Genomic DNA, 22,522 nt, shown 5'->3' on the forward strand with positions numbered 1-22,522 from the left:
TCGTCAGGTTGCCCCACTCGCCAGGTAGTCGCCGACGGCGTCCGCCAGCACGGTGCGGTCGTCAGGGGTCTTCGCGATGGCGCCGAGGCTCGCGAGCGCGTCGGACGACGCCAGCTCGGCGGCGCCGAGCGCCGCCAGCGCGGACACCCAGTCGATGGCCTCCGCGATCCCCGGTGGCTTGTCGAGATCGAGCGACCGCGCCGACGCGACGAAGTCGGTGACGCTCGCGATCAGCGCGGTGGCGGCACCCGGCACGGTCCGGCGCAGGATCGCGGCGGCGCGCTCGGGTGCCGGGTAGTCGATCCAGTGGTAGAGGCAGCGTCGGCGCAGCGCGTCGTGCAGGTCGCGGCTGCGGTTCGACGTCAGGACCACGATCGGGGCGCGCTCGGCGACGAACGTGCCGAGTTCCGGCACCGTCACCGACGACTCGCCGAGGAACTCGAGCAGCAGCGCCTCGAATTCGTCGTCGGCGCGGTCGATCTCGTCGATCAGCAGCACCGGAGGCAGCGGGCCGCGGTGCCGCACGCACCGCAGGATCGGACGTTCCTGCAGGAACTGCTCGGCGAACAGGTCCGCCTCCTGCAGCCGTTCGCCGCGAGCCTCGGACAGCCGCACCGCGAGCAGTTGGCGCTGGTAGTTCCAGTCGTACAGGGCCTCGTCCGCGCCCAGGCCCTCGTAGCACTGCAGGCGCACGAGTTCGGTGCCGAGCGCCGCGGCGAGCGCCTTCGCGGCCGTCGTCTTCCCCACCCCGGGCTCGCCCTCGAGCAGCAGCGGCCGGCCCAGTCGCAGCGCCAGGAACAGCGCCGTGGCGGTGCCCTCGTCGAGCAGGTAGTCCTGCACGTCGAACCGTCGGGTCAGCTCGTCGACGTCGGCGAAGTACGCATCCACGGCCGACCCGGTCACGACGCGTCCCGATCCTGGTCCTGGTCGAGCAGGGCCCGGTACCCGTCCCACGTGTCGACGTCGAGCGGGATGCGTTCGTCGACCGGGACCTCGAACACGTCGATGTCCGCGCGGTCGAACAGCTTCCACACCGCCTTGTCGCCGACGAGCGCGTCCAGGTCACCGAACACGCTGCGCCCCAACCACAGCGGATGGCCGGGACCGTCCACGTAGCGGCACATCCCGATGTTCTCCATCGCACCGCGCGCCACCAGGTCCCGCACCGTCCACGGCGTCACCCCGGGCTGGTCCCCCAGCAGCAGCACGAGGCCGGCGGAGAGCGGGTCGACCTCGCGCATCGCCGCCCGCACCGACGCCGAGCACCCGCTGCCGGCGTCGGCGCAGTGGACGACGGTGCAGCCGCGGAGGTCGACGAGGTCCTCGATCGCCTCGGCGGATCCGGGCACCGTCACCAGCAGTTGACGGAACCGGCAGGCCCGGGCCACTGCGAGGGTCGCGTCCAGCAGCGTCGCGCCGCGGTACGGCAGCAGTTGCTTGGGCCGCCCCAGCCGCCGCGACCCGCCCGCGGCCAGCACCAACCCGGTCACGAACATCGCGCACGCTCCTTCTCGTAGGCGCGGCGGCACCCGGGCGCGCAGAACCAGTAGTCCTCCCCGTCGATCTGCAGGTGCGGGGTGTCGTCGTCGACGATGACGGTCATGCCGCACACCGGGTCGATCACCGTCAACCGTTCGATCTCGGATTCCGCTGCGCCCGTGGAGGTTCGCTCCGCCAGATCCTCGACGCGGATCTCGTGGACCAGCTCCGCGAGGATCGCCAGCGCGATCTCGGCGGGCGTGCGCGCGCCGATCGCGAGTCCGGCCGGGGTGTGCACGACGCCGCGTTCGGCGGCACCCAGCGCGAGTTCGTCGAGGATCGCCGCCCCGCGCACCCGACTGGCGACCAGACCGACGTACCCGGCGCCCGCGTCCAGCGCCTCCCGGACCGCGCCCGGTTCGTCGCCACCGAGGCTGGCCACGACCACCGCGCACTCACCCTCGCTCGGCGTGGCCCCGCGCCGGACGTCGAGGTCGAGCGTCCCGGCCAGGTGCGCGACGGCGTCGGCGACCGGGCTCTCCCCGACCACCCGGACGATCGGGGCCGGCAGGCACGGCTGCAGGAAGATCTCCATCGCCCCACCGGACAGGCAGGGGTTGACCATGATCCGGGCGCCGGACACCTCGGGGTAGTCGGGTCCGCCGCCGGGCAGGATCCGCAGCAGCACACTCTCCCCCGCCTCGAGCGCGTCGGTCGCCGCCTGCCGCACCGAGTTCTGGGCGCAGTGACCGCCGACGAAGCCCTCGATCGTGCCGTCCGGCAACACGATTGCGCCGTCGCCGGGCGACGACGACGTCGGCTGCTGGGCGCGGACCACCGTCGCGCGCACGTAGGGGCGCCGCTCACCGGTCAACTGGGCGGCGCGCGCAGCGAGGTCCATTCGCATCTCCTTCTCAGATCGGCGGGGTAGCCCGACCCTGCATCGCCTCCCACACCCGTGACGGCGTCAGCGGCATGTCCGCGTGACGCACCCCGAACGGCTTCAACGCGTCGACGACGGCGTTCACCACCGCCGGCGGCGATCCGACGGTCGCGCTCTCCCCGATGCCCTTGGCCCCGATCGGGTGGTGCGGCGACGGCGTGACCGTGTACCCCGTCTCGAGGCGCGGCACCTCGACCGCGGTGGGGATCAGGTAGTCCATCAGCGAGCCGCCGAGACAGTTGCCGTCCTCGTCGAACGCGACGATCTCCATGAGCGCCATGCCGATTCCGTCGGTGATCCCGCCGTGCACCTGCCCCTCGATGATCATCGGATTGATGCGGGTGCCGCAGTCGTCCACCGCGAGGAAGCGGCGCACCTTCACCTCACCGGTGCCCGGGTCGACGTCGACGACGCAGAAGTACGCGCCGTACGGGTAGGTGAGATTCTCCGGGTTGTAACAGATCTGGGCGTCGAGTCCGCCCTCGATGCCGTCGGGAAGGTCCCCGGCGCCGTACGAGCGCATCGCGATGTCCTGGATCGTCACCGCCGCCGACGGGTCGCCCTTCACGTGGAAGTTCCCCTTCTCCCACTCCAGGTCGGCCACCGACACCTCGAGCATGCCGGACGCGATGATCCGCGCCTTGTCACGGACCTTGCGGGCCACCAGCGCGGCTGCCGCTCCGGACACCGGGGTGGACCGGCTGCCGTACGTGCCGAGCCCGAACGGGGTGTTGTCGGTGTCGCCGTGGACCACGTCGATGTCCTCGGGCGGGATGCCGAGTTCCTCCGCGACGATCTGCGCGAACGTCGTCTCGTGCCCCTGCCCCTGGGTCTGCACCGAGATCCGGACGACCGCCTTGCCGGTGGGGTGCACGGTCAGCTCGCAGCCGTCGGCCATGCCGAGGCCGAGGATGTCCATGTCCTTGCGCGGCCCGGCGCCGACGGCCTCGGTGAAGAACGACATCCCGATGCCCATCAGTTCGCCGCGCTCGCGTCGCTCGGCCTGCTCGCGGCGCAGGTCGTCGTAGCCGATCATGTCCATGGCCTTGCGCATCGTCGTCGCGTAGTCGCCGGAGTCGTATTTCCATCCGGTCTTCGACGTGTACGGGAACTGGTCGGGTCGCAGCAGGTTCTTCAGCCGCAACTCGGCGGGGTCCATGCCGAGGTCGAAGGCGAGACAGTCCACGAGTCGCTCGACGAGGTACACGGCCTCGGTGATGCGGAACGAGCACGCGTACGCCACACCGCCCGGCGCCTTGTTCGTGTAGACCGCGGTCATCTTGCAGTACGCGGCCTCGAGGTCGTAGCTGCCGGTGAACACCCCGAAGAATCCGGCGGGGTACTTCACCGGTGCCGCGGTGCCGTTGAACGCGCCGTGGTCGGCGAGGACGTCGGTGCGGACCGCGAGGATCTTCCCCTCGGCGGTCGCGGCGATCTCGCCGACCATGATGTAGTCGCGCGCGAAGCCGGTGCTGGTGAGGTTCTCGCTGCGGTCCTCCATCCACTTGACGGGCTTGCCGGTGAGCAGCGACCCGACGATTGCGCACACGTAGCCCGGGTAGATGGGCACCTTGTTGCCGAAGCCGCCGCCGATGTCCGGCGAGATGACGCGGATCTTGTGCTCGGGCAGCCCCGCGACCAGCGCATACAGCGTGCGGTGCGCGTGCGGGGCCTGGCTGGTGGACCACAGCGTGAGCTTGCCGTCGACGGCGTCGTAGTCGGCGACCGCACCGCACGTCTCCATCGGCGCGGGATGCACGCGCGGATAGACGATCTCCTGCCGCACCACCACGTCGGCCCTCGCGAAGACCGCCTCGGTGGCGTCGGAATCACCTGTCTCCCAGTCGAAGCAGTGGTTGTCGGTCTTGCCGTCCAGGTCGGTGCGGATGACCGGCGCGTCGGGCGAGAGCGCGGTCCGCGCGTCGATCACCGGGTCCAGTGGTTCGTACTCGACGTCGATGAGTTCGAGCGCGTCGCGGGCCGAGTACCGGTCCTCGGCGACGACGAACGCCACCTCCTGCCCCTGGAACCGCACCTTGTCGGTCGCGAGGACCGCCTGCACGTCCTGGGACAGCGTCGGCATCCACGCCAGACCCTTCTCCGCGAGGTCGGCGCCGGTGACGACCGCCGCGACCTTGGGATGCGCCTGCGCCGCCGTGATGTCCACACGCACCACGCGCGCGTGCGCGATCGGCGAGCGCAGGATCGCCAGGTGCAGCATGCCGGGCAGTTGGACATCGTCGACGTAGTGTCCCTGGCCGCGGATGAACCGCGGGTCCTCCTTGCGGAGCATCCGGCCGTGCCCGCAGGGCTTGCCGTCGTTGGAGACGCTGTCCGGATCGGCCGTCCCGGGGGTCTCGTCGAGCGTGGTCACGTCGTTCCTCCCGTCGTGACGGTGTCGGTGGTCGCCCCGCCGTGCTCGGCGGCCCACCGGACCGAGCGGACGATCGTGGTGTAACCGGTGCAGCGGCAGATCTGGCCGGAGATGGCCTCGCGGATGGTCTGCTCGTCGGGGTCCGGGTCGCGGTCGAGCAGGGCGCGGGCGGTGATCATCATCCCGGGTGTGCAGAATCCGCACTGCAGTCCGTGGCACTGCATGAAGCCTTCCTGCACGGGGTCCAGGACACCGTCAGCCGCCAACCCTTCCACGGTGCGCACGTCGCGTCCGCCGGCCATGACCGCCAGCATCGTGCACGACTTCACCGGTTCGCCGTCCACCGACACCACGCACGTCCCGCAGTTGCTGGTGTCGCAGCCCCAGTGGGTTCCGGTGAGCCCCAGCCGGTCTCGCAGGAAGTGCACTAGCAGCATGCGCGGTTCGACGTCCTCGGTCACCTCGGTGCCGTTGACCGTCATCGTCACCTGCATCTCACGTCTCCGTTCGTGTGGCTGCGGCCCGGTCGGCGGCGGTGCGCAGCGAGCGCACGGTCAGTTCGGCGGCGAGGTGCCGCTTGTAGGCGGCGGTGCCGCGCGGGTCGGTGACCGGTTCGCACGCCTGCCCGGCGAGTTCACCGGCCCGCCGGAACGTCTCCTCGGTGGCCGGTCGGCCACGCAGGAACTCGCCGATCGCGGCCACCTGCTCGGCGTCCGGTTCCACCGCGGTGAGCCCGACGGTGGCCCCACCGATCCGGTCGCCGTCCAGCCACAGCGCGGCACCCGCGGCGGCGATGGCCCAGTCCCCCACGCGCCGTTCCACTTTCGTGTAGGCGCTCGATCCGCCCTGCCCCCGCGGTATCCGGACCTCGATCAGGATCTCGTTGCCGCGCACCACGGTCTCGTACGGCCCGACCAGGAAGTCCGCCATCGGCACCTCGCGCACGCCGGTCGGCCCGCGGATGACGCACACGGCACCGACCACCGAGCACACCGTCGTCAGGTCCTCCGCCGGATCGGCCTGGCACAGCGAGCCGCCGATGGTGCCGCGGTTACGGACCACCGGGTCGGCGATCACCTTCTCGGCGTCCCGGAAGATCGGGAACACCGCAGCCAGGTCGTCGGACTCGAGGATCTGACGGTGCCGGACCATCGCGCCGATACGTACCCCGTCTGCGCCGTTCACGTCCACGTCGATGTGGCCGAGTTCGTCGACGAGGTCGTTGATGTCGATGAGGTACTCGGGGTTGGCCAGGCGCAGCTTCATCATCGGCAGCAGGCTGTGCCCGCCGGCGACGACCCGCGCCTCGTCCCCCAGGCGGTCGAGCAGTGCGATGGCGTTCTCGACGTCGGTGGCGCGCTCGTATTCGAACAGTCCCGGAACCTGCATGTGGCACTCCTCACAGAGCGGGATGGTTACAGCGTGTGCCCCTCCGGTCGCGGGCGTCAAGCACGATTCAGCGATCACTTGATCGCGGTGCCGACTCGTCCGTCGTGATCATCCGGATTGTTCGTGGTGGATACGTCCGTGCAGGTCACGCAGGGGTCGACCGTGACCGCCCCATGTGTGCGCGATGATCTCGGCGGCGATCGAGACCGCGGTCTCCTCCGGGGTGCGGGCACCGAGGTCGAGCCCGATCGGGCTCGACAGCCGGGACAGTTCGGCGTCGGTGAGCCCGGCCTCGCGCAGCCGGGCGAGCCGATCCAGGTGGGTGCGCTCGGACCCCATCGCTCCCACGTACCCCACCTCAGGCAGCCGCAGCGCGACCTCGAGCAGCGGGACGTCGAACTTGGGGTCGTGGGTGAGCACGCAGATCACCGTGCGGCCGTCGATCGCGCCGGCCTGGGCCTGCCCCGCCAGGTATCGGTGCGGCCAGTCGACGATCACCTCGTCGGCGGTCGGGAACCGATTCGCGGTCGCGAACACCGGCCGCGCGTCGCACACGGTGACGCGGTAGCCGAGGAAGGCGCCCTGCCGCGCGACCGCGGCCGCGAAGTCGATCGCGCCGAACACCAGCATCCGCGGCGGCGGCGCGTGGCTCGCGACGAACACCCGCAGGCCCTGACCGCGGCGCTGCCCGTCCGGGCCGTACTCGAGCACCGCGGTCCGGCCCGCCGCGAGCAGGCCGCGCCCGTCGTCGGTGACGGCTTGGTCGGCGCGGGCCGAGCCGAGCGTTCCGCTCGTCGCGTCGGGGCGGATGACAAGGTGGCGGCCGACGCGGCCACCGTCCGTCCGATCGGTGTCCTCGACGACGGTGGCCACCGCGACCGGCCGCCGCTCCTCGATGTCGGCGGCGACCGCATCGAGATCCGGGAAGGTGCGGCGCGAGACCGGTTCGACGAACACGTCGAGGATGCCGCCGCACGTGAGCCCCACCGCGAACGCGTCCTCGTCACTCACGCCGTACCGCTCGAGGACCGGGTCGCCCGTCGCCACGACCTCCGAGGCCAACTCGTAGACGGCGCCCTCCACGCATCCGCCCGACACCGAACCGGCGACCCGACCGTCCGGCGCGACCACCATCGCCGCTCCCGGGTCGCGCGGCGCGGACCGGAAAGTCGCCACGACGGTGCCCAGTCCGGCGGTGCCGCCGGACCGCCAGACTTCGAGCAGATCGGACAAGACGTCGCGCATCGCCTCAGCCTCCAGCTCCGGCCGTCGCCGCTGGTGAGACCGGGTCATTCGCGGGTTGCGGGCGGGGACGCCGTCGTAGGCTCGGAGGCGTGACTCCCGCTCAACTGCGAGCCTATTCCGCGGTGGTGCGGCTCGGATCGGTTCGGGCGGCAGCGCGTGAATTGGGCATGACGGATTCGGGCGTCTCGATGCATATCGCCCAGCTCCGCAAGGAACTCGACGACCCGCTGTACTGTCGCCGACCGTCCGGTCTGGCCTTCACACCCGGCGGGCTGCGCCTCGCGAGCCGCGCCGTCGAGATCCTGGGACTGCAGCAACAGACGGCGCTCGAGGTCAGTCAGGCCGGACACGGACGACGCCTCCTCCGGATCGCCGCGTCGCCGCTGTTCGCCGAGCACGCCGCGCCCGGTCTCATCGACCTGTTCGCCGGGCGCGCGAAGGACCTCTCGGTGGAACTGAGCGTCCACCCCGTCCGGCAGTTCGGGAGCCTCATCTCGTCGCGCGCCGTCGACGTCGCCCTGGGCCCGCGGACACTCGGCGACCGCCAACCGCTGTGCGTGCACCCGTTCCTGCACTACGAGGTGCTCACGGTGTGCGCGCCGGAGAACCCGATGGCCCACACCCGTCCCACCCTGCAGCGGCTGCGGGAACAGCCGTGGTTCCTCGGGCCGTCCGCCGCCGGCGGCGAAGGGGTGATGCGGCACATGCTGCGCCTGCTCGACATCCCCCGGGACCGGCAGCGGATCTTCCAGAGCGACGCCGCGGCCGTCGAGGCTGTCCGACGCTCGTCCGCCCTGACGCTTGCGCTCGGCTTCGCCGTCAACGACGAACTGTCCGACGGCGCCCTCGGTCTCGTCGAGGGACCGGACCTGCGCGCGGCCGGCGAGTGGTGTGCCACCACACTGCACCATCAGCACCTGCAGCCCGCCGCGTCCGAACTGCTGCACTTCGTCAGCACCCCCCGCTGCATCCAGGCCATGATCCGCGGCACCGGCGTAGAGGTCACCCACTTCAAGCCGAAGGTGCACGTGACACTCTGGAGCTGACACCGCACGACCCGGATGCGTGGTTCATCCCCGTTGAACGGGTATGCTCTTGCCCGCGCCTCCGTAGCTCAGTTGGATAGAGCAAGAGCCTTCTAATCTCTAGGTCGCAGGTTCGATTCCTGCCGGGGGCACTCCACGACAGCTCGGACTAACCCGGACCGGAGCGGCATCCGCCGGCAGTCAGTCCTCTGTCTCCGCGAGGTCGACCACGACGGCGTCGACCATCTTCTTCGAGTGCTCCTCGACCATCACCTCGTGCGCCTGCAGAGCGTGTTCCTCGGTCGCGGAGCACACCTCGTCGATTCGGTGGTGGTTCCGGTCGAACACGGCGGTCTGGAAGATCATGGGCTGCGGGTAGTCCCCCAGCTCGATGTCGACTCCCATCCAGATCGTCGAGACGACGAGAGCCTCGGCCGGGTTCGACGCGTCCGCGATGCTCGTGCGGGCCACCCGGTCGAGGCCCTGCCCGATCAGATCGCGCGCCTCGTCGTGGGTGATCATCGCGCCCTGCCGGTCGTAGAACTGCGGATCCTCGTCGTTCACTTTCGCCCTCCCGGTAGCGGTCGACCTCGATGCCATCGTACGTGTCCGGGAGCGTCGACCTCGAGTCGCGCCGGCCGGATTCTTTACGGCCGCAACCACTGTGACGAGGGCGCACTCGGCCGAGTCTCGACGTGGTGCAGTCAGTCGGTACACAGCGGTTCGAGGACGCGGACGAGCTGACGCGAATCGAACGGATGCGCCGGCAGGTCGATACTGTCCACGCCGGAACCGCCGGACGCCGTCGTGTGCACAACCCCTCCACGGTGTTCCGGCGCGGACACCCGGATCATCGGCCCGTCGACCCCGTCGACGACTGCGATGCGATGTACACCGAGGAGCAGGACCGGATCGTCGTCGCGACCGAATTCCGGAGACACCCCCAACGCCTCCTCGGCAATGCGGGTCACGCGTTCGAGGATTCTGCGCGCATCGTGCCGCGATGCCTCCATGTGTGTGACCCCGCGAACCCGTGCGGGCCGCGAAACCGCGCCGTCGAAGCCGAACAGATCGGTTCCCTCGAGGCTTCCGCTGATCTCGGCTCGCAGCATCCGCGGATGCGGCACCCCCCAGAACAGGCGCAGGGTGGTGACCGTCAGCGCCGCCAGGCGGCGAGTCTTTCGCATCTTCCTGTCCACATAGAACGACGACGATCCACCGTCACCCGGATCGTCCGGCAGATACGTCGGGCGGTTCCAGCCGAGGGAACACAGCAGGTCCTCGTCCTGCGGGGTGTGCCGGTATCGGGGCGCGAGATACGCGTTGGACACGACCTCGGCGCGCATGAACGGTTTGCACCAACGCAAGAACTGGACGTACGGCGCTGCCCCGTCGCCGACCCGGGCCTCGTGCCAGTCGAAGATCACGAAGTCGTCGACCTGCATCGCTGCAAAGTGGTCCGCGAGCCGACGCTGAAAACCCGCCCACGCCTCGTCGACGGACTCGTATCCATCGGCGCCTTCGCCCACCATCTCCCCCTTCAACCGATCCACCCCCGGAACACCGAATGAAGAGGTGTCCGTGTCGCGGTCACGGTAGCCGCCGACACTGACAGGTCGGTACCAATATGTCTTCGGGGAAAGGGTTCTCGCCGTCAGTACACGTCCCGCACGTAGCGCTTCTCCGCGGCGAGCGCCTTGACGTATGCCTCGGCGCTGCGGGGGGCGAGGCGGCCGTGCTGGGCGACGATGCCGCAGAGTGCCTGATCGACATCGCGGGCCATCCGGTTCGCGTCGCCGCAGACGTAGAAGTGCGCGCCGTTCTGCAGCCACTCCCACAATTGGGCACCCCGTTCGCGCATCCGGTCCTGGACATAGACCTTGGCGGTCTGGTCGCGGGAGAACGCCAGGTCGAGTTCGGTGAGGAATCCGTCCCGGCACAGTTCCTCGATCTCCTCGCGGTAGTAGAAGTCGGTGGCGGCGTGCTGCTCGCCGAAGAACAGCCAGTTCGGTCCGGTGTGGCCGAGTGCCCGGCGCTCGTGCAGGAACGCGCGGAACGGGGCGATGCCGGTTCCGGGCCCGACCATGATCATCGGGGTGTCGGAGTCCGCCGGGGGCCGGAAGTGGCGTGACTTCTGCACGTAGACGCCGATGTCGTCGTTCGCGGCGCGGTCGGCCAGGTAGGTCGAGCACACGCCGCGGCGCGGCACACCGAACACGTTGTACCGGACCGCCGAGACCGTCAGCTGCACTTCGCGGGGGCTCTCCTTCGGGCTGGACGAGATGGAATACAGCCGCGGCTGAAGGGGTTTCAGCACGGTCAGCCACTCGTCGGCGGAGGCGCGGACGGGGGTCCGTGTGAGCAGGTCGAGGGACTGGCGGCCCCACGACCAGTCGTCGAGCATCGTCTTGTTCTCGGGCTTCGTCAGCTCGGCGAGGTCGGCGTCGCGGGTCCGCTCGTGGACGAAGCGCAGCAGATCGGGCGTGATGCGGGTGATCTCCAGCCGCTCGACCAGCGCCGTGCGCAGCGTCATCGTGCCGTGGTCCGCGAGTTCGACCGTCGTCCCACCGTCGAGTCCGGTGGCGCCGAGCCACTCGTCGACGAACGGCGCGCCGTTGCGGGGCCACACCCCGAGTGCGTCACCCGCCTCGTAGTCGAGGGTCCCCTCGGGGAGGTGGAAGCCGAACTGCCGCACATCCTTCGCCGACCCGGGCATCGACAGGGTGACGTTGCGGGTCAGCGAGGTGAGCAGCGGCGCCTTCCTGCTGTACCGGGACGCCGCATCCGGCCGCTCCGACGGCCGCGCGGGCGACGCCGTGATCGCCGGCGCCGCGACCGGTGCCGCGCCCTCGGCCGTCCCGGAGTCGACGACGGCGGGCGTGGCCCGCAGCGCGTCGGTCACGGCGGCGAGCCACCCGGCGGCGGTGTCGTCGTAGTCGGGTTCGCAGTCGACCCGGTCGAGGAGGCGGGTGGCGCCGAGTTCGGCGAGTCGGGCGTCGAGTTTGCGTCCGTGGCCGCAGAAGTCGTCGTAGTTGGAGTCCCCGAACGCGAGCACCGCGTACCGGGTGTCGGCGAGCCGCGGCGCGTCGTCCGCCGACAGCGCGCCCCACAACCCACCGCCGTTGTCCGGCGGGTCGCCGTCGCCGTAAGTGCTGGTGATCACCAGCAGTTCACGGGTGCCCGCGAGGTCCGCGGCCGGGAACTCGTCCATGCCGTGCAGCGCGACCGGGAGCCCCGCCTCGCGGAGGGCGCCGGCGCACGCGGTGGCGACCTCCTCGGCGTTGCCGGTCTGCGACGCCCAGATCACCACGATCGGCGCACGCTCGGCCACGGGGTCGCCGGGCGGGTAACCGGGCAGCGAAGGCAGGTCACCGGGAACCGCGGTGCGGGAGAACGCCCCCGCCAGCACCCCGTCCACCCACGCGCGGGTGCCGGGCGCGAACGGGGCCTGGGCCGGCAACACCGGGACCCCGGAGGCGCCCCCGGCGGTCTCGGTGCGCAGCGCGCTGAGCAGTCCGGTGAGGTAGCGGCGTTCCAGCGGGTTCAGCTCGGGCGCGGGCTCGTCGGTCACACCGAGGATGTCGGCGAGGTCGTCGAGTCGGGACACACTGATCTCCTGCCTCGAGGGCGGCGCGGCGGCGGAGGACGATGCCTGCGCCGGGGCGTCGGGGACGGCGTCGGCGGGGTCGACTGCATCCTCGACCTTGACGAGAGCGACTGCGCAGCATTTGAACTCGGGTTGCTGCGAGGCCGGATCGACGGCGTCGTTGGTGACGGCGTTGATCGCGAGGTACTCGCCGAATACGTCGTTCCAGTGGAACGGGGCGAAGCAGTTTCCGGGCCGGACCCGGTCGGTGACCACCGCCGGCAGCACGGCGCGGCCGCGGCGGGACGCCACCTCGATCCGGTCCCCGTCCGCGATCCCGAGGCGCTCGGCGTCCTCGGGGTGCATCTCGACGAACGGGCCGGAATTGAGCTTGTTCAGCTTGGCAACCTTGCCGGTCTTGGTCATCGTGTGCCACTGGTGCGCCACCCGGCCGGTGTTCAGCAGGAAGGGGAAGTCGTCGTCGGGCATCTCGGCGGGCAGCATGTGCGGGCGGGCGAAGAACGCTGCGCGCCCGCTCCCGGTCGGGAAGGCGAGGCGCGGCGTGGTGCCGTCGTCGCGGACCAGGAGGGTCTGGCTGACACCGTCGTTGAGGTAGCGGATCGGGTGACGGTCGGTGTCGACGCCGGGCGGGCACGGCCACTGGATCGGGGTCTGCCGCAGTCGTTCGTAGGTGACACCGCGCAGGTCGTAGCCGGTCCTCGGGTTCCAGAACTGCTTGATCTCCTCGAACACCTCCTCCGACGAGGAGTAGGTGAAGGCGTCCGAATAGCCCATCTCGCAGGCAATCCGGGCGATGATCTGCCAGTCCGGGAGCGCCTGCCCGGGCGGGTCGACGGCCTGCCGGAACAGGGTGAGGTTGCGCTCGGAGTTGATCATCACCCCGTCCGACTCGGTCCACAGCGCCGCCGGCAGCAGGATGTCGGCGTAGTCGTTGGTCTCGGTGTCCAGGAACGCGTCCTGCGTGATCACCAGTTCGGCCTTCTCCAGGCCGGCGAGGACGGTCTTGCGGTTGGCAACGGTGGCAACAGGATTCGTGCAGATGATCCAGCAGGCCTTGATCTCGCCGTCGGCCATACGGGAGAACATGTCGATCGTGCCGCCGCCGACCTCGGTGCGCAGGGTTCCGCGGGGTACGCCCCACCGGTCCTCGACGAACTCCCGGTCGGAGTCGGACGTCACCGCCCGCTGGCCGGGCAGCCCCGGACCCATGTAGCCCATCTCGCGGCCGCCCATCGCGTTCGGTTGCCCGGTGAGCGAGAACGGTCCGCTGCCGGGTCGGCAGATCGCGCCGGTCGCCAGGTGCAGGTTGCAGATCGCATTGGTGTTCCAGGTGCCGTGCGTGCTCTGGTTCAGCCCCATCGTCCAGCAACTCGTCCAGTTGCCGGCCTCACCGATCCACCGCGCCGCCTGCCGGATATCGGCCTCGGGGATGCCGGTGATCTCGCCGACCCGGTCCGGGGTGTAGTCGGCGAGGAAGTCCGGCATCGCATCCCAGCCCTCGGTGAACTCGGCGATGAACTCCGGATCGGTGTGACCGTTCGCGACGATCAGGTGCAGGAGTCCGTTGAGCAGCGCCAGATCCGTGCCCGGGGCGATCTGGAGGTACAGGTCGGCCTTGTCCGCGGTCGCGGTGCGCCGCGGGTCGACGACGATCAGCTTCGCGCCCGCCTTGACCCGTTCCATCATCCGCAGGAGCAGGATCGGGTGACAGTCGGCCATGTTGGCGCCGATGACGAAGAAGACGTCGGCGTGGTCGAAGTCCTGGTACGACCCGGGCGGCCCGTCGGCTCCGAGGGACTGCTTGTACCCGGTCCCGGCGCTGGCCATGCACAGCCGCGAGTTCGACTCGATCCGGTTGGTGCCGATGAACCCCTTGGCCAGCTTGTTCGACAGGTACTGGGCCTCGAGCGACATCTGCCCGGAGACGTAGAACGCGACCGCGTCGGGCCCGTGCTCGTCGACGATCGCCCGCAGTCGCGCTGCCGTCTCGACGATCACGGCGTCCATGCCGACGGCCTCGACCGGCGCACCCCGCACGGAACGCCGGTACGGCGTCTCCATCCGCCCCGGGCCGGCCAGCATGTCGGCGGTGGTCGCGCCCTTGGTGCACAGACGTCCGGTGTTCGTGGGATGGGTCGTGTCGCCGGACGACTTCACGACCCGCCGGCGCCCCGACTCGGGATCCGCGGTGATCTGGAGGACCATCCCGCACCCCACCCCGCAGTAGGCGCACAGCGTGTCCACGTTCGTGATGTCGGAGCCCACAGTTCGACCGCCCTCCTCTGCCGGTGCCACGACAGCTGAGGACGATCATCGCGATCGGATGTTTCCGCGCCTTGGATCGGTTGTTTCCGTCCGGTGACGCTTTGCACCCGGAAACCACGCACCGGCTGTGCGTGAACGGAAACGCCGAACACGAACGCGGCCCGCCCCCGGTGACGGGAACGGGCCGCGTGTCATGAACTAGCCGGCGTCACTCGCCGTCGACGGTCTCGGTGAATCCCTCGGGGGTGTTGAAGCCCTCTAGGCGCTGCTCACCGGTGTCCGCCGGGTCGGGGCGGTCGACCATGTCCGCGGCAGCCATCTTCATGTTGGTGAGATCGGTTCGCATGTAGATGACGTTGTAGCGATCCCACGTGGTCAGTACGAAGTACAGATCCTTGCCCGTCGACCACGGGTGCATGAAGCCGCCGTACAGCCCCGGCAGCGTGGCGGAGCCGATGAGGGTCTGCGATCCGCTCCAATGCACCAGATCCGACGACTGACGAATCTTCAGGCCGCCCACGTCCGAGTACATCCCGATGTACTTCTGCAGGTACTCGTTCCACTGCACCGACAGCTCACTGACCGGCGACTCGATCACAGGCACCGCGGCCGCGATGTTCGTAGACCAGCCGGATCCGTCCCAGTACCGGTATTCACCCGGGGTGACCATGGCGGTCGGGTTCGCCGGCACACGAGCCAGGTGCGCTGCACCGGAACGCCCTGACGGCGTGCCGAGTTCGTAGACGAAGCCGTCGCCGCGGTCCGGCACGAAGGCGCTCATCTGCCAGTTCTCGTTACTCGACGAGAACGCCGGAACGCCGTCGATCGGAGTGGGGAAGGCGTCTGTCCGATTGACCCGCACGGTCTGCGGGTCCGTCTGCCAGGTCTCGCCGTTGTCGGCCGAGACGGCGAGTCCAGAGTAGTTGGTGGTCCACTCGCCCGGCGTGTCCCAGGACCGAACGGACATCCAACGCACGTACTGCTTACCGTCGACCGCCACACCGCCGGTGGGGATGACGGTGAATTCCGGCCAGCCTCCTGGTTCGGTCGAGAGCAGGCCCTGGATGACCTGCTTGGAGAATCCGCGCGACGCCAACGGTGAGCTGTCGATCTTCATGCCATCAGTCAGCGTGGTGTCGGCGCTACGGAACAGAACATTGCTGCGCCACTGGTCGCCTCCGACGCCGCACGCGCCGACGGTGTCACCGAACAGCATCATCACGCCATGCTCGTTGCCCGGCTTGTCGTTGTCCCACATGATTCCGAGGTCGGTACCCGAGACGCTGAATCGGTTGATGCTGTCGCTGGAGCTGCCCGGCCCGGTGACCATCTCGATGGCCTTGGTCTTGCCTGTGAGCACCGGCAGTGCGCCGTTGGGTGCGCCCGTGATCCACGGCAGCGAGTTCATCAACGACCCCGTCGCGCTGCCCAGGCTGCCCGAACTCAGGCTGCCGAGGCTGCCGGAACTCCCGGCGCTGCCCGAACTTCCGGAGCTGCCGGAGCTGCCGCCGTTCTGCCCGCACGGTCCACCGACCGCGCCGGCCGGTGTGGCCATTCCCACCGACAGTCCCACTGTCAGTGCGGCCGCCGACAGCGCCGCGGTCCACCCCCGATTCACTGCTCTCACAGACTGCTTCCTTCCAGTCAGCGGGAGGCAATCCGTGCGCGGCCCATCGCGCTCTCCCCCCGAAGATGTGCATCGATCAACAGCAAACCATGTCATACCCAAGACTTTCGCGTTACCGAAGTGAATGGTGTGAAAATTGAGACTCAGCGGCGTGCGCCGATTCGTCGGCCACCACCGGGATCGCGGCCGTCGTTCCGGCGCCATTCGCCCAGGTGCGCCCGCTTGGTAACACGATGTTTACACGTGGCTAATCTCACTTTCCCCAGGTAACCGTCGAATTCGTTGCACTTGGCGGACTACCCTGTAACAGAAAGATTAAAAAGTTCTCACGGAATCAGGTAGGTGAAAGTTGTCTGTACGCGACCGCGTTGAGGAGATCTACAAGCAGGTACTCCTTCGCAATGCTGGCGAACCGGAGTTCCACCAGGCGGTCGCCGAGGTCTTCGAATCGCTTACCGTCGTGCTCGATCGGCACCCGAACTACGCCGACAGCGCCCTGATCGAGCGTCTGTGCGAGCCCGAGCGGCAGATCATCTTCCGTGTTCCGTGGCAGGACGACAACGGCAACATCCACGTCAACCGTGGATTCCGCGTGCAGTACAACAGCGTGCTCGGCCCCTACAAGGGCGGCCTGCGCTTCCACCCGAGCGTCAACCTCGGCATCGTGAAGTTCCTCGGTTTCGAGCAGATCTTCAAGAACTCCCTCACCGGCCTGCCCATCGGCGGCGGCAAGGGCGGCTCCGACTTCGACCCCAAGGGCAAGTCCGAGGCCGAGATCATGCGCTTCTGCCAGTCCTTCATGACCGAACTGCAGCGCCACATCGGCGAGTACACCGACGTCCCCGCGGGTGACATCGGCGTCGGCGGCCGCGAGATCGGCTACCTGTTCGGCCAGTACAAGCGCCTCAACAACTCCTACGAGTCGGGCGTCCTCACCGGCAAGGGGCTCACCTGGGGTGGCTCGATGGTCCGCAAGGAGGCCACCGGCTACGGTGCCGCCTACTTCGTCGCCGAGATGATGGCCGCCAAGGGCGAGTCCGTCGAGGGCAAGAAGGCCGTCGTGTCCGGCTCGGGCAACGTCGCGATCTACGCCATCGAGAAGCTCCACCAGCTCGGCGGCACGGCCATCGCCTGCTCCGACTCCTCGGGCTACATCGTCGACAACGCCGGCATCGACCTCGACCTGCTCAAGGAGATCAAGGAGGTCCGTCGCGGCCGCATCTCCGAGTACGTCGACGAGCGTCCCGACGCCCAGTACTTCCCGGGCGGCAACATCTGGAACGTGCCGTGTGACATCGCGCTGCCGTGTGCCACGCAGAACGAACTCGACGACGTCGCCGCGAAGGCCCTGGTGAACAACGGCGTCAAGGCCGTCGCCGAGGGCGCCAACATGCCCACCACCCCGGGCGGCATCGCGGTGTTCCGCGAGGCCGGCATCGCGTTCGCGCCGGGCAAGGCCGCCAACGCCGGTGGCGTCGCGACCTCCGCGCTCGAGATGCAGCAGAACGCATCGCGCGACTCCTGGAGCTTCTCCTACACGGACGAGCGCCTGTCGAAGATCATGCGCGGCATCCACGAGCGCTGCTCCACCACGGCCGAGGAGTACGGCAAGCCGGGCGACTACGTCCTGGGCGCCAACATCGCCGGCTTCGTGAAGGTCGCCGACGCCATGTTCGCCATGGGCGTCATCTGATCTACCCACACACAGGATCGGGCCCGGCACCAGTCACAGGTGCCGGGCCCGATCTCTCTGTCCGGGTTCAGCTCTCGTCGGCCGCCGGCCGTTCCCCGTCCTCGCGCGCCTTCTTGGCGGCCTCGCGCATCTCGATGCCGTCGGTGATCCAGTCCCCCACTTCCCGGGTGACGTCCCGCACGGCCCCCGCGATGATCACCGCGATCCTGCCGACGTGTGTGGCCGCGGACTCGGTCAGTTCCTGCACCGTGTCCTTGCCCCGCTCGAACTTCCCCACCATGTCCGACGTGCCTCTCATGCAGCGGTCTTCCGACGCTCGACGATAACACCGCGCACCGGCGCCGGGCCGGTGAGCGACGGCGGCAGCGCCAACCGGAAGATCTTGGCCCACACGGTGCCGATCTGCCGGAAGAAGCCTCCGGTGTTGTACGGCAGGCCGTAGCGTTCGCACAGTTCCCGCACCCGCGGCGCCATCTCCGGGTACCGGTGTGCCGGAATGTCCGGGAACAGGTGATGTTCGATCTGGTGCGACAGGTTGCCGGACATGATGTGGAACAGCGGGCTTCCGGTGATGTTCGCGCTGCCGAGCATCTGTCGCAGGTACCACTGGCCGCGGGTCTCGTCGGCGGTCTCCTCCTCGGTGAAACTCTGCACCCCGGAGGGGAAGTGGCCGCAGAAGATGATCGAGTAGGCCCACACGTTGCGGACCACGTTCGCGGCCGCATTCCCGAGCAGCGTCGAGACGAACAGCGGGCCGGTCAGCGCCGGGAACAGCACGTAGTCCTTGAGCACCTGCCGTCCGGCCTTGCGCCACCACCCCTGCACGAGTGGTCTGACGTCGGCCCAACTCCGCTTGCCCTGGATCACGTTCTCGGCCTCGAGGTCGTGCAGCATCACGCCCCACTCGAACAGGAACATCAGCCCGGTCGCGTACAGCGGGTTGCCCAGGTAGTAGGGGTTCCAGCGCTGCGCGTCGTCCATCCGCAGGACTCCGTAACCGATGTCGCGGTCGCGTCCGACGATGTTCGTGTACGTGTGGTGCAGGTAGTTGTGCGAGTGCTTCCACTGGTCCGCCGGGCACACGGTGTCCCACTCGAACACCCGCGAGTTCAGGCCGGGCTCGCGCATCCAGTCGTATTGGCCGTGCATGACGTTGTGCCCGATCTCCATGTTGTCGAGGATCTTCGAGATCGACAGTGCGCCGACGCCGGCCAACCAGAACGGCGGCAGGAAGCCCAGGTACAGCAGGCCGCGGCCGGCGACCTCGAAACCGCGCTGCGCCTTGATGATCCGGTAGATGTACTCGCGGTCGGCGGCGCCGAGATCGGCGACGACCTCGTCACGCAGCGCATCGAGTTCTCGCCCGAGCGCCTCGACGTCGTCGTACCCGATCACCGTGACCTCGTCGGGCGGCGCGGGGTCGCGAGTCCCGAACCGTAGGAACCCGGGCATGGCCAGGAACCCGGGAAGGCTGATTCCGAACATGGGTTTCTCCTCTGATCGTGGTGGCCGGTGCGGTCAGACGTCGATCTCGACGTCGCCGACCGGTGCCGAGATGCACAGTTGGATCGGCTGGTCCGGGTCGTCGTGGGTGGCGCCGGTGCGGAGGTCGCGGGTGCGTCCGGACCGTTTGACCGCGGTGCACGAGAAGCAGATCCCCATCCGGCAGCCGTACACGGGTTGCAGGCCCGCGGCCTCGGCCTGCGCGAGCAGGCTGACCCCGGTGTTCTCAGCGGTGACGCCGCTGCGCGCGAAGCACACGACGCCCTCCGCGGGCCCCGCCGGCGTCGGCGGGTCGACCCGGAACAGTTCGGTGTGCATCTGTTCACCGAATCCTCCGGCCGCGAGCAGGTCCCGGACCGACGCGGAGAGCGTGTCCGGCCCGCACACGAACACCTCCGATTCCGGCCCGAACCACGGGGCGACGGCGTCGAGGTGTTCGCGCCGGAAGCGGCCCTCGACCGGGGTCTCGACGACGCGAACGGTCACGTTGTCGCGCGCCTCCCCGATCGCCCGCAGTTCACCGAGGACCGGGACGTCCTCGAGCATCCGGGTGTAGTGCAGGAACGCGACCGGGCCGGTGAATCCCTCATCGACGAGCGTGCGCAGCATCGACAGCACCGGGGTGATCCCACTACCCCCGCTGACGAGGACCACCCGCGACGGCCGCGGTGCCGGCATCACGAATTCCCCTGCCGCCGTGGACAGGTCGACGACCATACCCTCGACCGCCTCTCGGACGAGGTACTGCGAGACGAGCCCATCGGGGTGCGCCCGCACGATCAGCCGGATCGAGTCGCGCGGCCCGCACTCCGCCCCGGTAGGCGAGTAGCACCGCGTATGACGCACCCCGTCGATCACGACCCCGACCTGCACGAACTGACCCGACCGGAATCCGCGCCATTGCCGCGTGGGCCGCAGATCGAGCACTACCGAATCCGACGTCGGGCGTGCGACCCGCACGACGCGGGCCCGCATCTCGCGGGCGGTCGCCATCGGGTCGAGGAGTTCGAGATAGCGGTCCACCGCGTGCGGTGTCGCCAGCGCCTCGAACAGCGACAGGAACGGCCGAACCGGCGACCGACCGAGCGAACTCGTCGTCATGATCATCTCCTCACGAGAGATTTTCAGTGCACACTCGTACACTGACTAGTGTGAACGCGACCACCCCACGCCTGTCAATCCCGGAGGAACGTGACGCCGGTCACTTCGACGGTCGTTCGGGGCCCGGCACCCGGTGCCTACACTCGACGCCGTGACCGAACCGGTGGAGACGCGCGCGCAGCGCAAGGAGCGCACGCGTCAGGCGCTGCTGGACCGGGCCCTCGAACTGCACGCCGACCGCAGTTTCGCGAGCGTGAGCCTGCGCGAGGTCGCGCGCGCGGCGGGCATCGTGCCCACCGCCTTCTATCGACACTTCGCCTCGATGGACGAACTCGGCGTCGCCCTGGCGGAGGACAGCATGCGGGTGCTGCGCCGAATGCTGCGCGACGCCCGGCGCACCCCGAGCACGAAGAACGCCCGCGACTCCCTCGACGTCCTGGTTCGCCAGGTGCGCGCCCACGAGGCCGAGTTCCGATTCGTCGCCCGCGAGCGCTACGGCGGCGTGCCGGAGGTCCGGCGCGCGATCGCCCTGGAACTGCGCCTGTTCGTCAGCGAACTCACCATCGATCTCGGCCGCATGCCGGTCCTGGGCGACTGGCAGGTCGAGGACCTCGAGATGGCCGCAGACCTGATCGTGCAGGCGATGCTGGCCGCGGTCGTCGACCTGCTCGAGGTCGATCGCCCCGGTTCGGCCGACGAACGCGCGGTGATCGACCGCGCCGAGAAGCAACTCCGGCTGATCATGATCGGCATCGGCGGCTGGAAACCCACGCACCCGTAGCGATTCCGCTACGGTGGCGCCATGACCGCCGACTCACGGACAGATCGGGTTCGCCTGGGCGACCTGACATTCGACGTCGCCGTCGCAGGCCCGGACGACGGCACCCCGGTCGTTCTGCTGCACGGATTCCCCGAGAGTGCGGCGGCGTGGCGGCCGATGACTCCGCGCCTGCTCGCCGCGGGCATGCGCGTCATCGCACCGAATCAGCGCGGCTACTCCCCCGACGCCCGCCCCGGGGCGGTCGAGGACTACCGCTTCGACCACCTCGTCGACGACGTCCTCGGCCTGCTCGACGCCTACGGCCTCGCGTCGGCGCACCTGGTGGGGCACGACTGGGGCGCGGCCATCGCGTGGCAGGTCGCGGGACGGCACCCGGACCGGATCCGCAGCCTCACCGCGGTGTCGGTGCCGCACGCCGCGGCGATCGGATGGGCCCTGCGTGAGGACGCCGATCAGCAGCGCCGATCCGGGTACGTCGGCCGCCTCCGCCAGGAAGGGAAGGCCGAATCGTTTCTGCTCGAGGACGATTCGCGACAGCTACGCGCGGCGTTCGGCGACGGCGTCGACCCCGACCTGGTCGAGGAGCACGTACGACTGCTGTCGCAGCCGGGCGCGTTGACCGCGGCGCTGAACTGGTACCGGGCGCTGGTCCGCGAGTTCGGCAACCTGCCTCCGGTGCGGGTGCCGACCACGTACGTCTGGAGCACCGCGGATCCGACCCTCGGGCCGGCCGCGGCACGGCGGTGCGGCGAGTTCGTCGACGCGCCCTACCGTTTCGTCGTCCTGGACGGCGCGAGCCACTGGATCCCGGAGGAGCACCCCGACGCCCTGGCGGACGCGATCCTGGCGCGCGTGGCGCAGGCCTGACCCGCGGTCACGCGCGCAGCAGCACCTCGAGTTCGTCGACGACCGCGTCCAGCGGCGCCGAGGTGCCCTGCGCCTGCGCCATCACGAGCGCGCCCTCGAGTGCGCTGACCACCAGCACCGACAGCGACGCCGACCGGTCCTTCGCAACCCCGTCGTCGACGAGGCTCGCCGCGATCAGGTCGCACCACTCGGTGAAGGTGACCCCGGCGACCTCGCGGGCTCCGCGCTCGGTGCCCAGCGCGGCGGCGACGATGGGGCACCCGGCCTCGTAGCCGGTGGCCTCGAGGCCCCGGCGCCACAGGTCGACGAGCGCCCGCAGCGCCGACACGGTGTCGCCCGATTCGAGCACCCGGGCCACGCCGCGACCGAGATAGGCGGCGGCCGAGCGGGTGGCCTCCTCGACCAACTGCGACTTCCCGCCCGGGAAGTGGTGGTAGATCGAGCCGCGCGGGGCGCCGCTGTGGGCGAGCACGTCGGCGAACGACGTCGCCGCCACGCCCTGCTCGCGGATCAGCGCGACGGTGCTGTCGATCATCGCCGCGCGCGGACCGCCCGCGGGATCCTGCCGCCTCGCCATGCCCCTCGCCCCTCTCTCGCCTGGTCACCGACTCTCGCACGGTTGC

At 69.5% G+C, this 22,522-nt stretch carries 19 protein-coding genes and 1 tRNA gene; 5 read left to right on the top strand and 15 right to left on the bottom strand.

The features are described from left to right. Positions 1 to 3: 3 nt before the first annotated feature. The 7 genes from EGT67_RS01295 to EGT67_RS01325 all read right to left on the bottom strand — a co-directional run bounded on the left by EGT67_RS01295 (position 4) and on the right by EGT67_RS01325 (position 7,430). Positions 4 to 888: an AAA family ATPase gene (locus EGT67_RS01295; protein WP_127914718.1), complete on the bottom strand. Its 885-nt coding sequence runs from the start codon at positions 886 to 888 to the stop codon at positions 4 to 6. An 11-nt stretch (positions 889 to 899) separates the two neighbouring features. Next, positions 900 to 1,496 carry a nucleotidyltransferase family protein gene (locus tag EGT67_RS01300; protein ID WP_127914238.1) on the bottom strand — a complete coding sequence of 199 codons (597 nt, stop codon included), beginning with the start codon at positions 1,494 to 1,496 and terminating at the stop codon, positions 900 to 902. After that, positions 1,487 to 2,380 carry an XdhC family protein gene (locus EGT67_RS01305; RefSeq protein ID WP_127914239.1) on the bottom strand — a complete coding sequence of 298 codons (894 nt, stop codon included), beginning with the start codon at positions 2,378 to 2,380 and terminating at the stop codon, positions 1,487 to 1,489. The genes EGT67_RS01300 and EGT67_RS01305 overlap by 10 nt, the downstream gene beginning before the upstream one ends. A gap of 13 nt (positions 2,381 to 2,393) precedes the next feature. Continuing rightward, entirely contained in the window at positions 2,394 to 4,796 is a 2,403-nt protein-coding gene (locus EGT67_RS01310; RefSeq protein ID WP_127914240.1) for an aerobic carbon-monoxide dehydrogenase large subunit, read from the bottom strand. Further along, complete coding sequence (locus tag EGT67_RS01315; protein ID WP_127914241.1) at positions 4,793 to 5,290, bottom strand: (2Fe-2S)-binding protein; 498 nt, start codon at positions 5,288 to 5,290, stop codon at positions 4,793 to 4,795. Before EGT67_RS01315 ends, EGT67_RS01310 begins: the two co-directional genes overlap by 4 nt. 1 nt (position 5,291) lies before the next feature. After that, positions 5,292 to 6,185, bottom strand: coding sequence for an FAD binding domain-containing protein (locus tag EGT67_RS01320; protein WP_127914242.1), 894 nt, complete (start codon positions 6,183 to 6,185; stop codon positions 5,292 to 5,294). A gap of 108 nt (positions 6,186 to 6,293) precedes the next feature. After that, positions 6,294 to 7,430 (bottom strand): XdhC family protein, encoded by a 1,137-nt coding sequence (locus tag EGT67_RS01325; RefSeq protein WP_127914243.1) that lies wholly within the window; start codon positions 7,428 to 7,430, stop codon positions 6,294 to 6,296. A gap of 89 nt (positions 7,431 to 7,519) precedes the next feature. Between EGT67_RS01325 and EGT67_RS01330 the strand changes: the two genes are divergently transcribed. Both EGT67_RS01330 and EGT67_RS01335 read left to right on the top strand, forming a co-directional pair. Further along, entirely contained in the window at positions 7,520 to 8,476 is a 957-nt protein-coding gene (locus tag EGT67_RS01330; protein ID WP_127914244.1) for a LysR family transcriptional regulator, read from the top strand. A 57-nt stretch (positions 8,477 to 8,533) separates the two neighbouring features. Continuing rightward, positions 8,534 to 8,607, top strand: a tRNA-Arg gene (locus tag EGT67_RS01335). Between the two features lie 49 nt (positions 8,608 to 8,656). Here the strand turns inward: EGT67_RS01335 and EGT67_RS01340 are convergent. The 4 genes from EGT67_RS01340 to EGT67_RS01355 form a co-directional block, all read right to left on the bottom strand. Further along, the gene (locus EGT67_RS01340) at positions 8,657 to 9,019 is read right to left on the bottom strand and encodes a hypothetical protein (RefSeq protein WP_127914245.1); all 363 of its coding nucleotides are present in this window, start codon (positions 9,017 to 9,019) and stop codon (positions 8,657 to 8,659) included. Between the two features lie 140 nt (positions 9,020 to 9,159). Further along, on the bottom strand, positions 9,160 to 10,008 hold the full coding sequence (locus EGT67_RS01345) for a TY-Chap domain-containing protein (protein WP_127914246.1): 849 nt from the start codon (positions 10,006 to 10,008) through the stop codon (positions 9,160 to 9,162). 101 nt (positions 10,009 to 10,109) lie between these two features. Then, positions 10,110 to 14,267: a bifunctional nitrate reductase/sulfite reductase flavoprotein subunit alpha gene (locus EGT67_RS01350; RefSeq protein WP_241565871.1), complete on the bottom strand. Its 4,158-nt coding sequence runs from the start codon at positions 14,265 to 14,267 to the stop codon at positions 10,110 to 10,112. Positions 14,268 to 14,535: 268 nt separating this feature from the next. Next, positions 14,536 to 15,954 (bottom strand): DUF4185 domain-containing protein, encoded by a 1,419-nt coding sequence (locus EGT67_RS01355; protein ID WP_241565840.1) that lies wholly within the window; start codon positions 15,952 to 15,954, stop codon positions 14,536 to 14,538. A gap of 349 nt (positions 15,955 to 16,303) precedes the next feature. Here EGT67_RS01355 and gdhA point away from each other — a divergent pair, with 349 nt between their 5' ends. Then, positions 16,304 to 17,647, top strand: a complete 1,344-nt coding sequence (gene gdhA / locus EGT67_RS01360) for an NADP-specific glutamate dehydrogenase (RefSeq protein ID WP_127914249.1) — start codon at positions 16,304 to 16,306, stop codon at positions 17,645 to 17,647. A gap of 67 nt (positions 17,648 to 17,714) precedes the next feature. Here the strand turns inward: gdhA and EGT67_RS01365 are convergent, their stop codons facing one another. The 3 genes from EGT67_RS01365 to EGT67_RS01375 are packed head-to-tail and all read right to left on the bottom strand — an operon-like array spanning position 17,715 to position 20,251. Beyond that, positions 17,715 to 17,927: a hypothetical protein gene (locus EGT67_RS01365; protein WP_127914719.1), complete on the bottom strand. Its 213-nt coding sequence runs from the start codon at positions 17,925 to 17,927 to the stop codon at positions 17,715 to 17,717. Positions 17,928 to 17,941: 14 nt separating this feature from the next. After that, positions 17,942 to 19,132 carry a fatty acid desaturase family protein gene (locus EGT67_RS01370; protein WP_127914250.1) on the bottom strand — a complete coding sequence of 397 codons (1,191 nt, stop codon included), beginning with the start codon at positions 19,130 to 19,132 and terminating at the stop codon, positions 17,942 to 17,944. Between the two features lie 33 nt (positions 19,133 to 19,165). After that, the gene (locus EGT67_RS01375; RefSeq protein WP_241565841.1) at positions 19,166 to 20,251 is read right to left on the bottom strand and encodes a ferredoxin reductase; all 1,086 of its coding nucleotides are present in this window, start codon (positions 20,249 to 20,251) and stop codon (positions 19,166 to 19,168) included. A gap of 151 nt (positions 20,252 to 20,402) precedes the next feature. On the opposite strand from EGT67_RS01375, the gene EGT67_RS01380 reads away from it, so the two are divergent. Beyond that, the gene (locus tag EGT67_RS01380) at positions 20,403 to 21,032 is read left to right on the top strand and encodes a TetR family transcriptional regulator (RefSeq protein WP_127914252.1); all 630 of its coding nucleotides are present in this window, start codon (positions 20,403 to 20,405) and stop codon (positions 21,030 to 21,032) included. Positions 21,033 to 21,053: 21 nt separating this feature from the next. Beyond that, complete coding sequence (locus tag EGT67_RS01385; protein WP_127914253.1) at positions 21,054 to 21,899, top strand: alpha/beta fold hydrolase; 846 nt, start codon at positions 21,054 to 21,056, stop codon at positions 21,897 to 21,899. Between the two features lie 7 nt (positions 21,900 to 21,906). Here the strand turns inward: EGT67_RS01385 and EGT67_RS01390 are convergent, their stop codons facing one another. Then, positions 21,907 to 22,476, bottom strand: coding sequence for a TetR/AcrR family transcriptional regulator (locus EGT67_RS01390; protein ID WP_127914254.1), 570 nt, complete (start codon positions 22,474 to 22,476; stop codon positions 21,907 to 21,909). Positions 22,477 to 22,522 lie beyond the last annotated feature (46 nt).

The sequence above is a fragment of the Prescottella agglutinans genome, assembly GCF_004011865.1.
GTDB classification, from domain to species: domain Bacteria; phylum Actinomycetota; class Actinomycetes; order Mycobacteriales; family Mycobacteriaceae; genus Prescottella; species Prescottella agglutinans.

Bases quoted from the DNA above. Each gene is read 5' to 3' on its own strand.
- EGT67_RS01385 (WP_127914253.1), top strand. From the start codon at position 21,054: ATGACCGCCGACTCACGGACAGATCGGGTTCGCCTGGGCGACCTGACA.
- EGT67_RS01350 (WP_241565871.1), bottom strand. From the start codon at position 14,267: ATGGTCCTCCAGATCACCGCGGATCCCGAGTCGGGGCGCCGGCGGGTC.
- EGT67_RS01375 (WP_241565841.1), bottom strand. From the start codon at position 20,251: ATGACGACGAGTTCGCTCGGTCGGTCGCCGGTTCGGCCGTTCCTGTCG.
- EGT67_RS01365 (WP_127914719.1), bottom strand. From the start codon at position 17,927: ATGGTGGGGAAGTTCGAGCGGGGCAAGGACACGGTGCAGGAACTGACC.
- EGT67_RS01390 (WP_127914254.1), bottom strand. From the start codon at position 22,476: ATGGCGAGGCGGCAGGATCCCGCGGGCGGTCCGCGCGCGGCGATGATC.
- EGT67_RS01315 (WP_127914241.1), bottom strand. From the start codon at position 5,290: ATGCAGGTGACGATGACGGTCAACGGCACCGAGGTGACCGAGGACGTC.
- EGT67_RS01325 (WP_127914243.1), bottom strand. From the start codon at position 7,430: ATGCGCGACGTCTTGTCCGATCTGCTCGAAGTCTGGCGGTCCGGCGGC.
- EGT67_RS01320 (WP_127914242.1), bottom strand. From the start codon at position 6,185: ATGCAGGTTCCGGGACTGTTCGAATACGAGCGCGCCACCGACGTCGAG.
- EGT67_RS01300 (WP_127914238.1), bottom strand. From the start codon at position 1,496: ATGTTCGTGACCGGGTTGGTGCTGGCCGCGGGCGGGTCGCGGCGGCTG.
- EGT67_RS01305 (WP_127914239.1), bottom strand. From the start codon at position 2,380: ATGGACCTCGCTGCGCGCGCCGCCCAGTTGACCGGTGAGCGGCGCCCC.
- EGT67_RS01370 (WP_127914250.1), bottom strand. From the start codon at position 19,132: ATGTTCGGAATCAGCCTTCCCGGGTTCCTGGCCATGCCCGGGTTCCTA.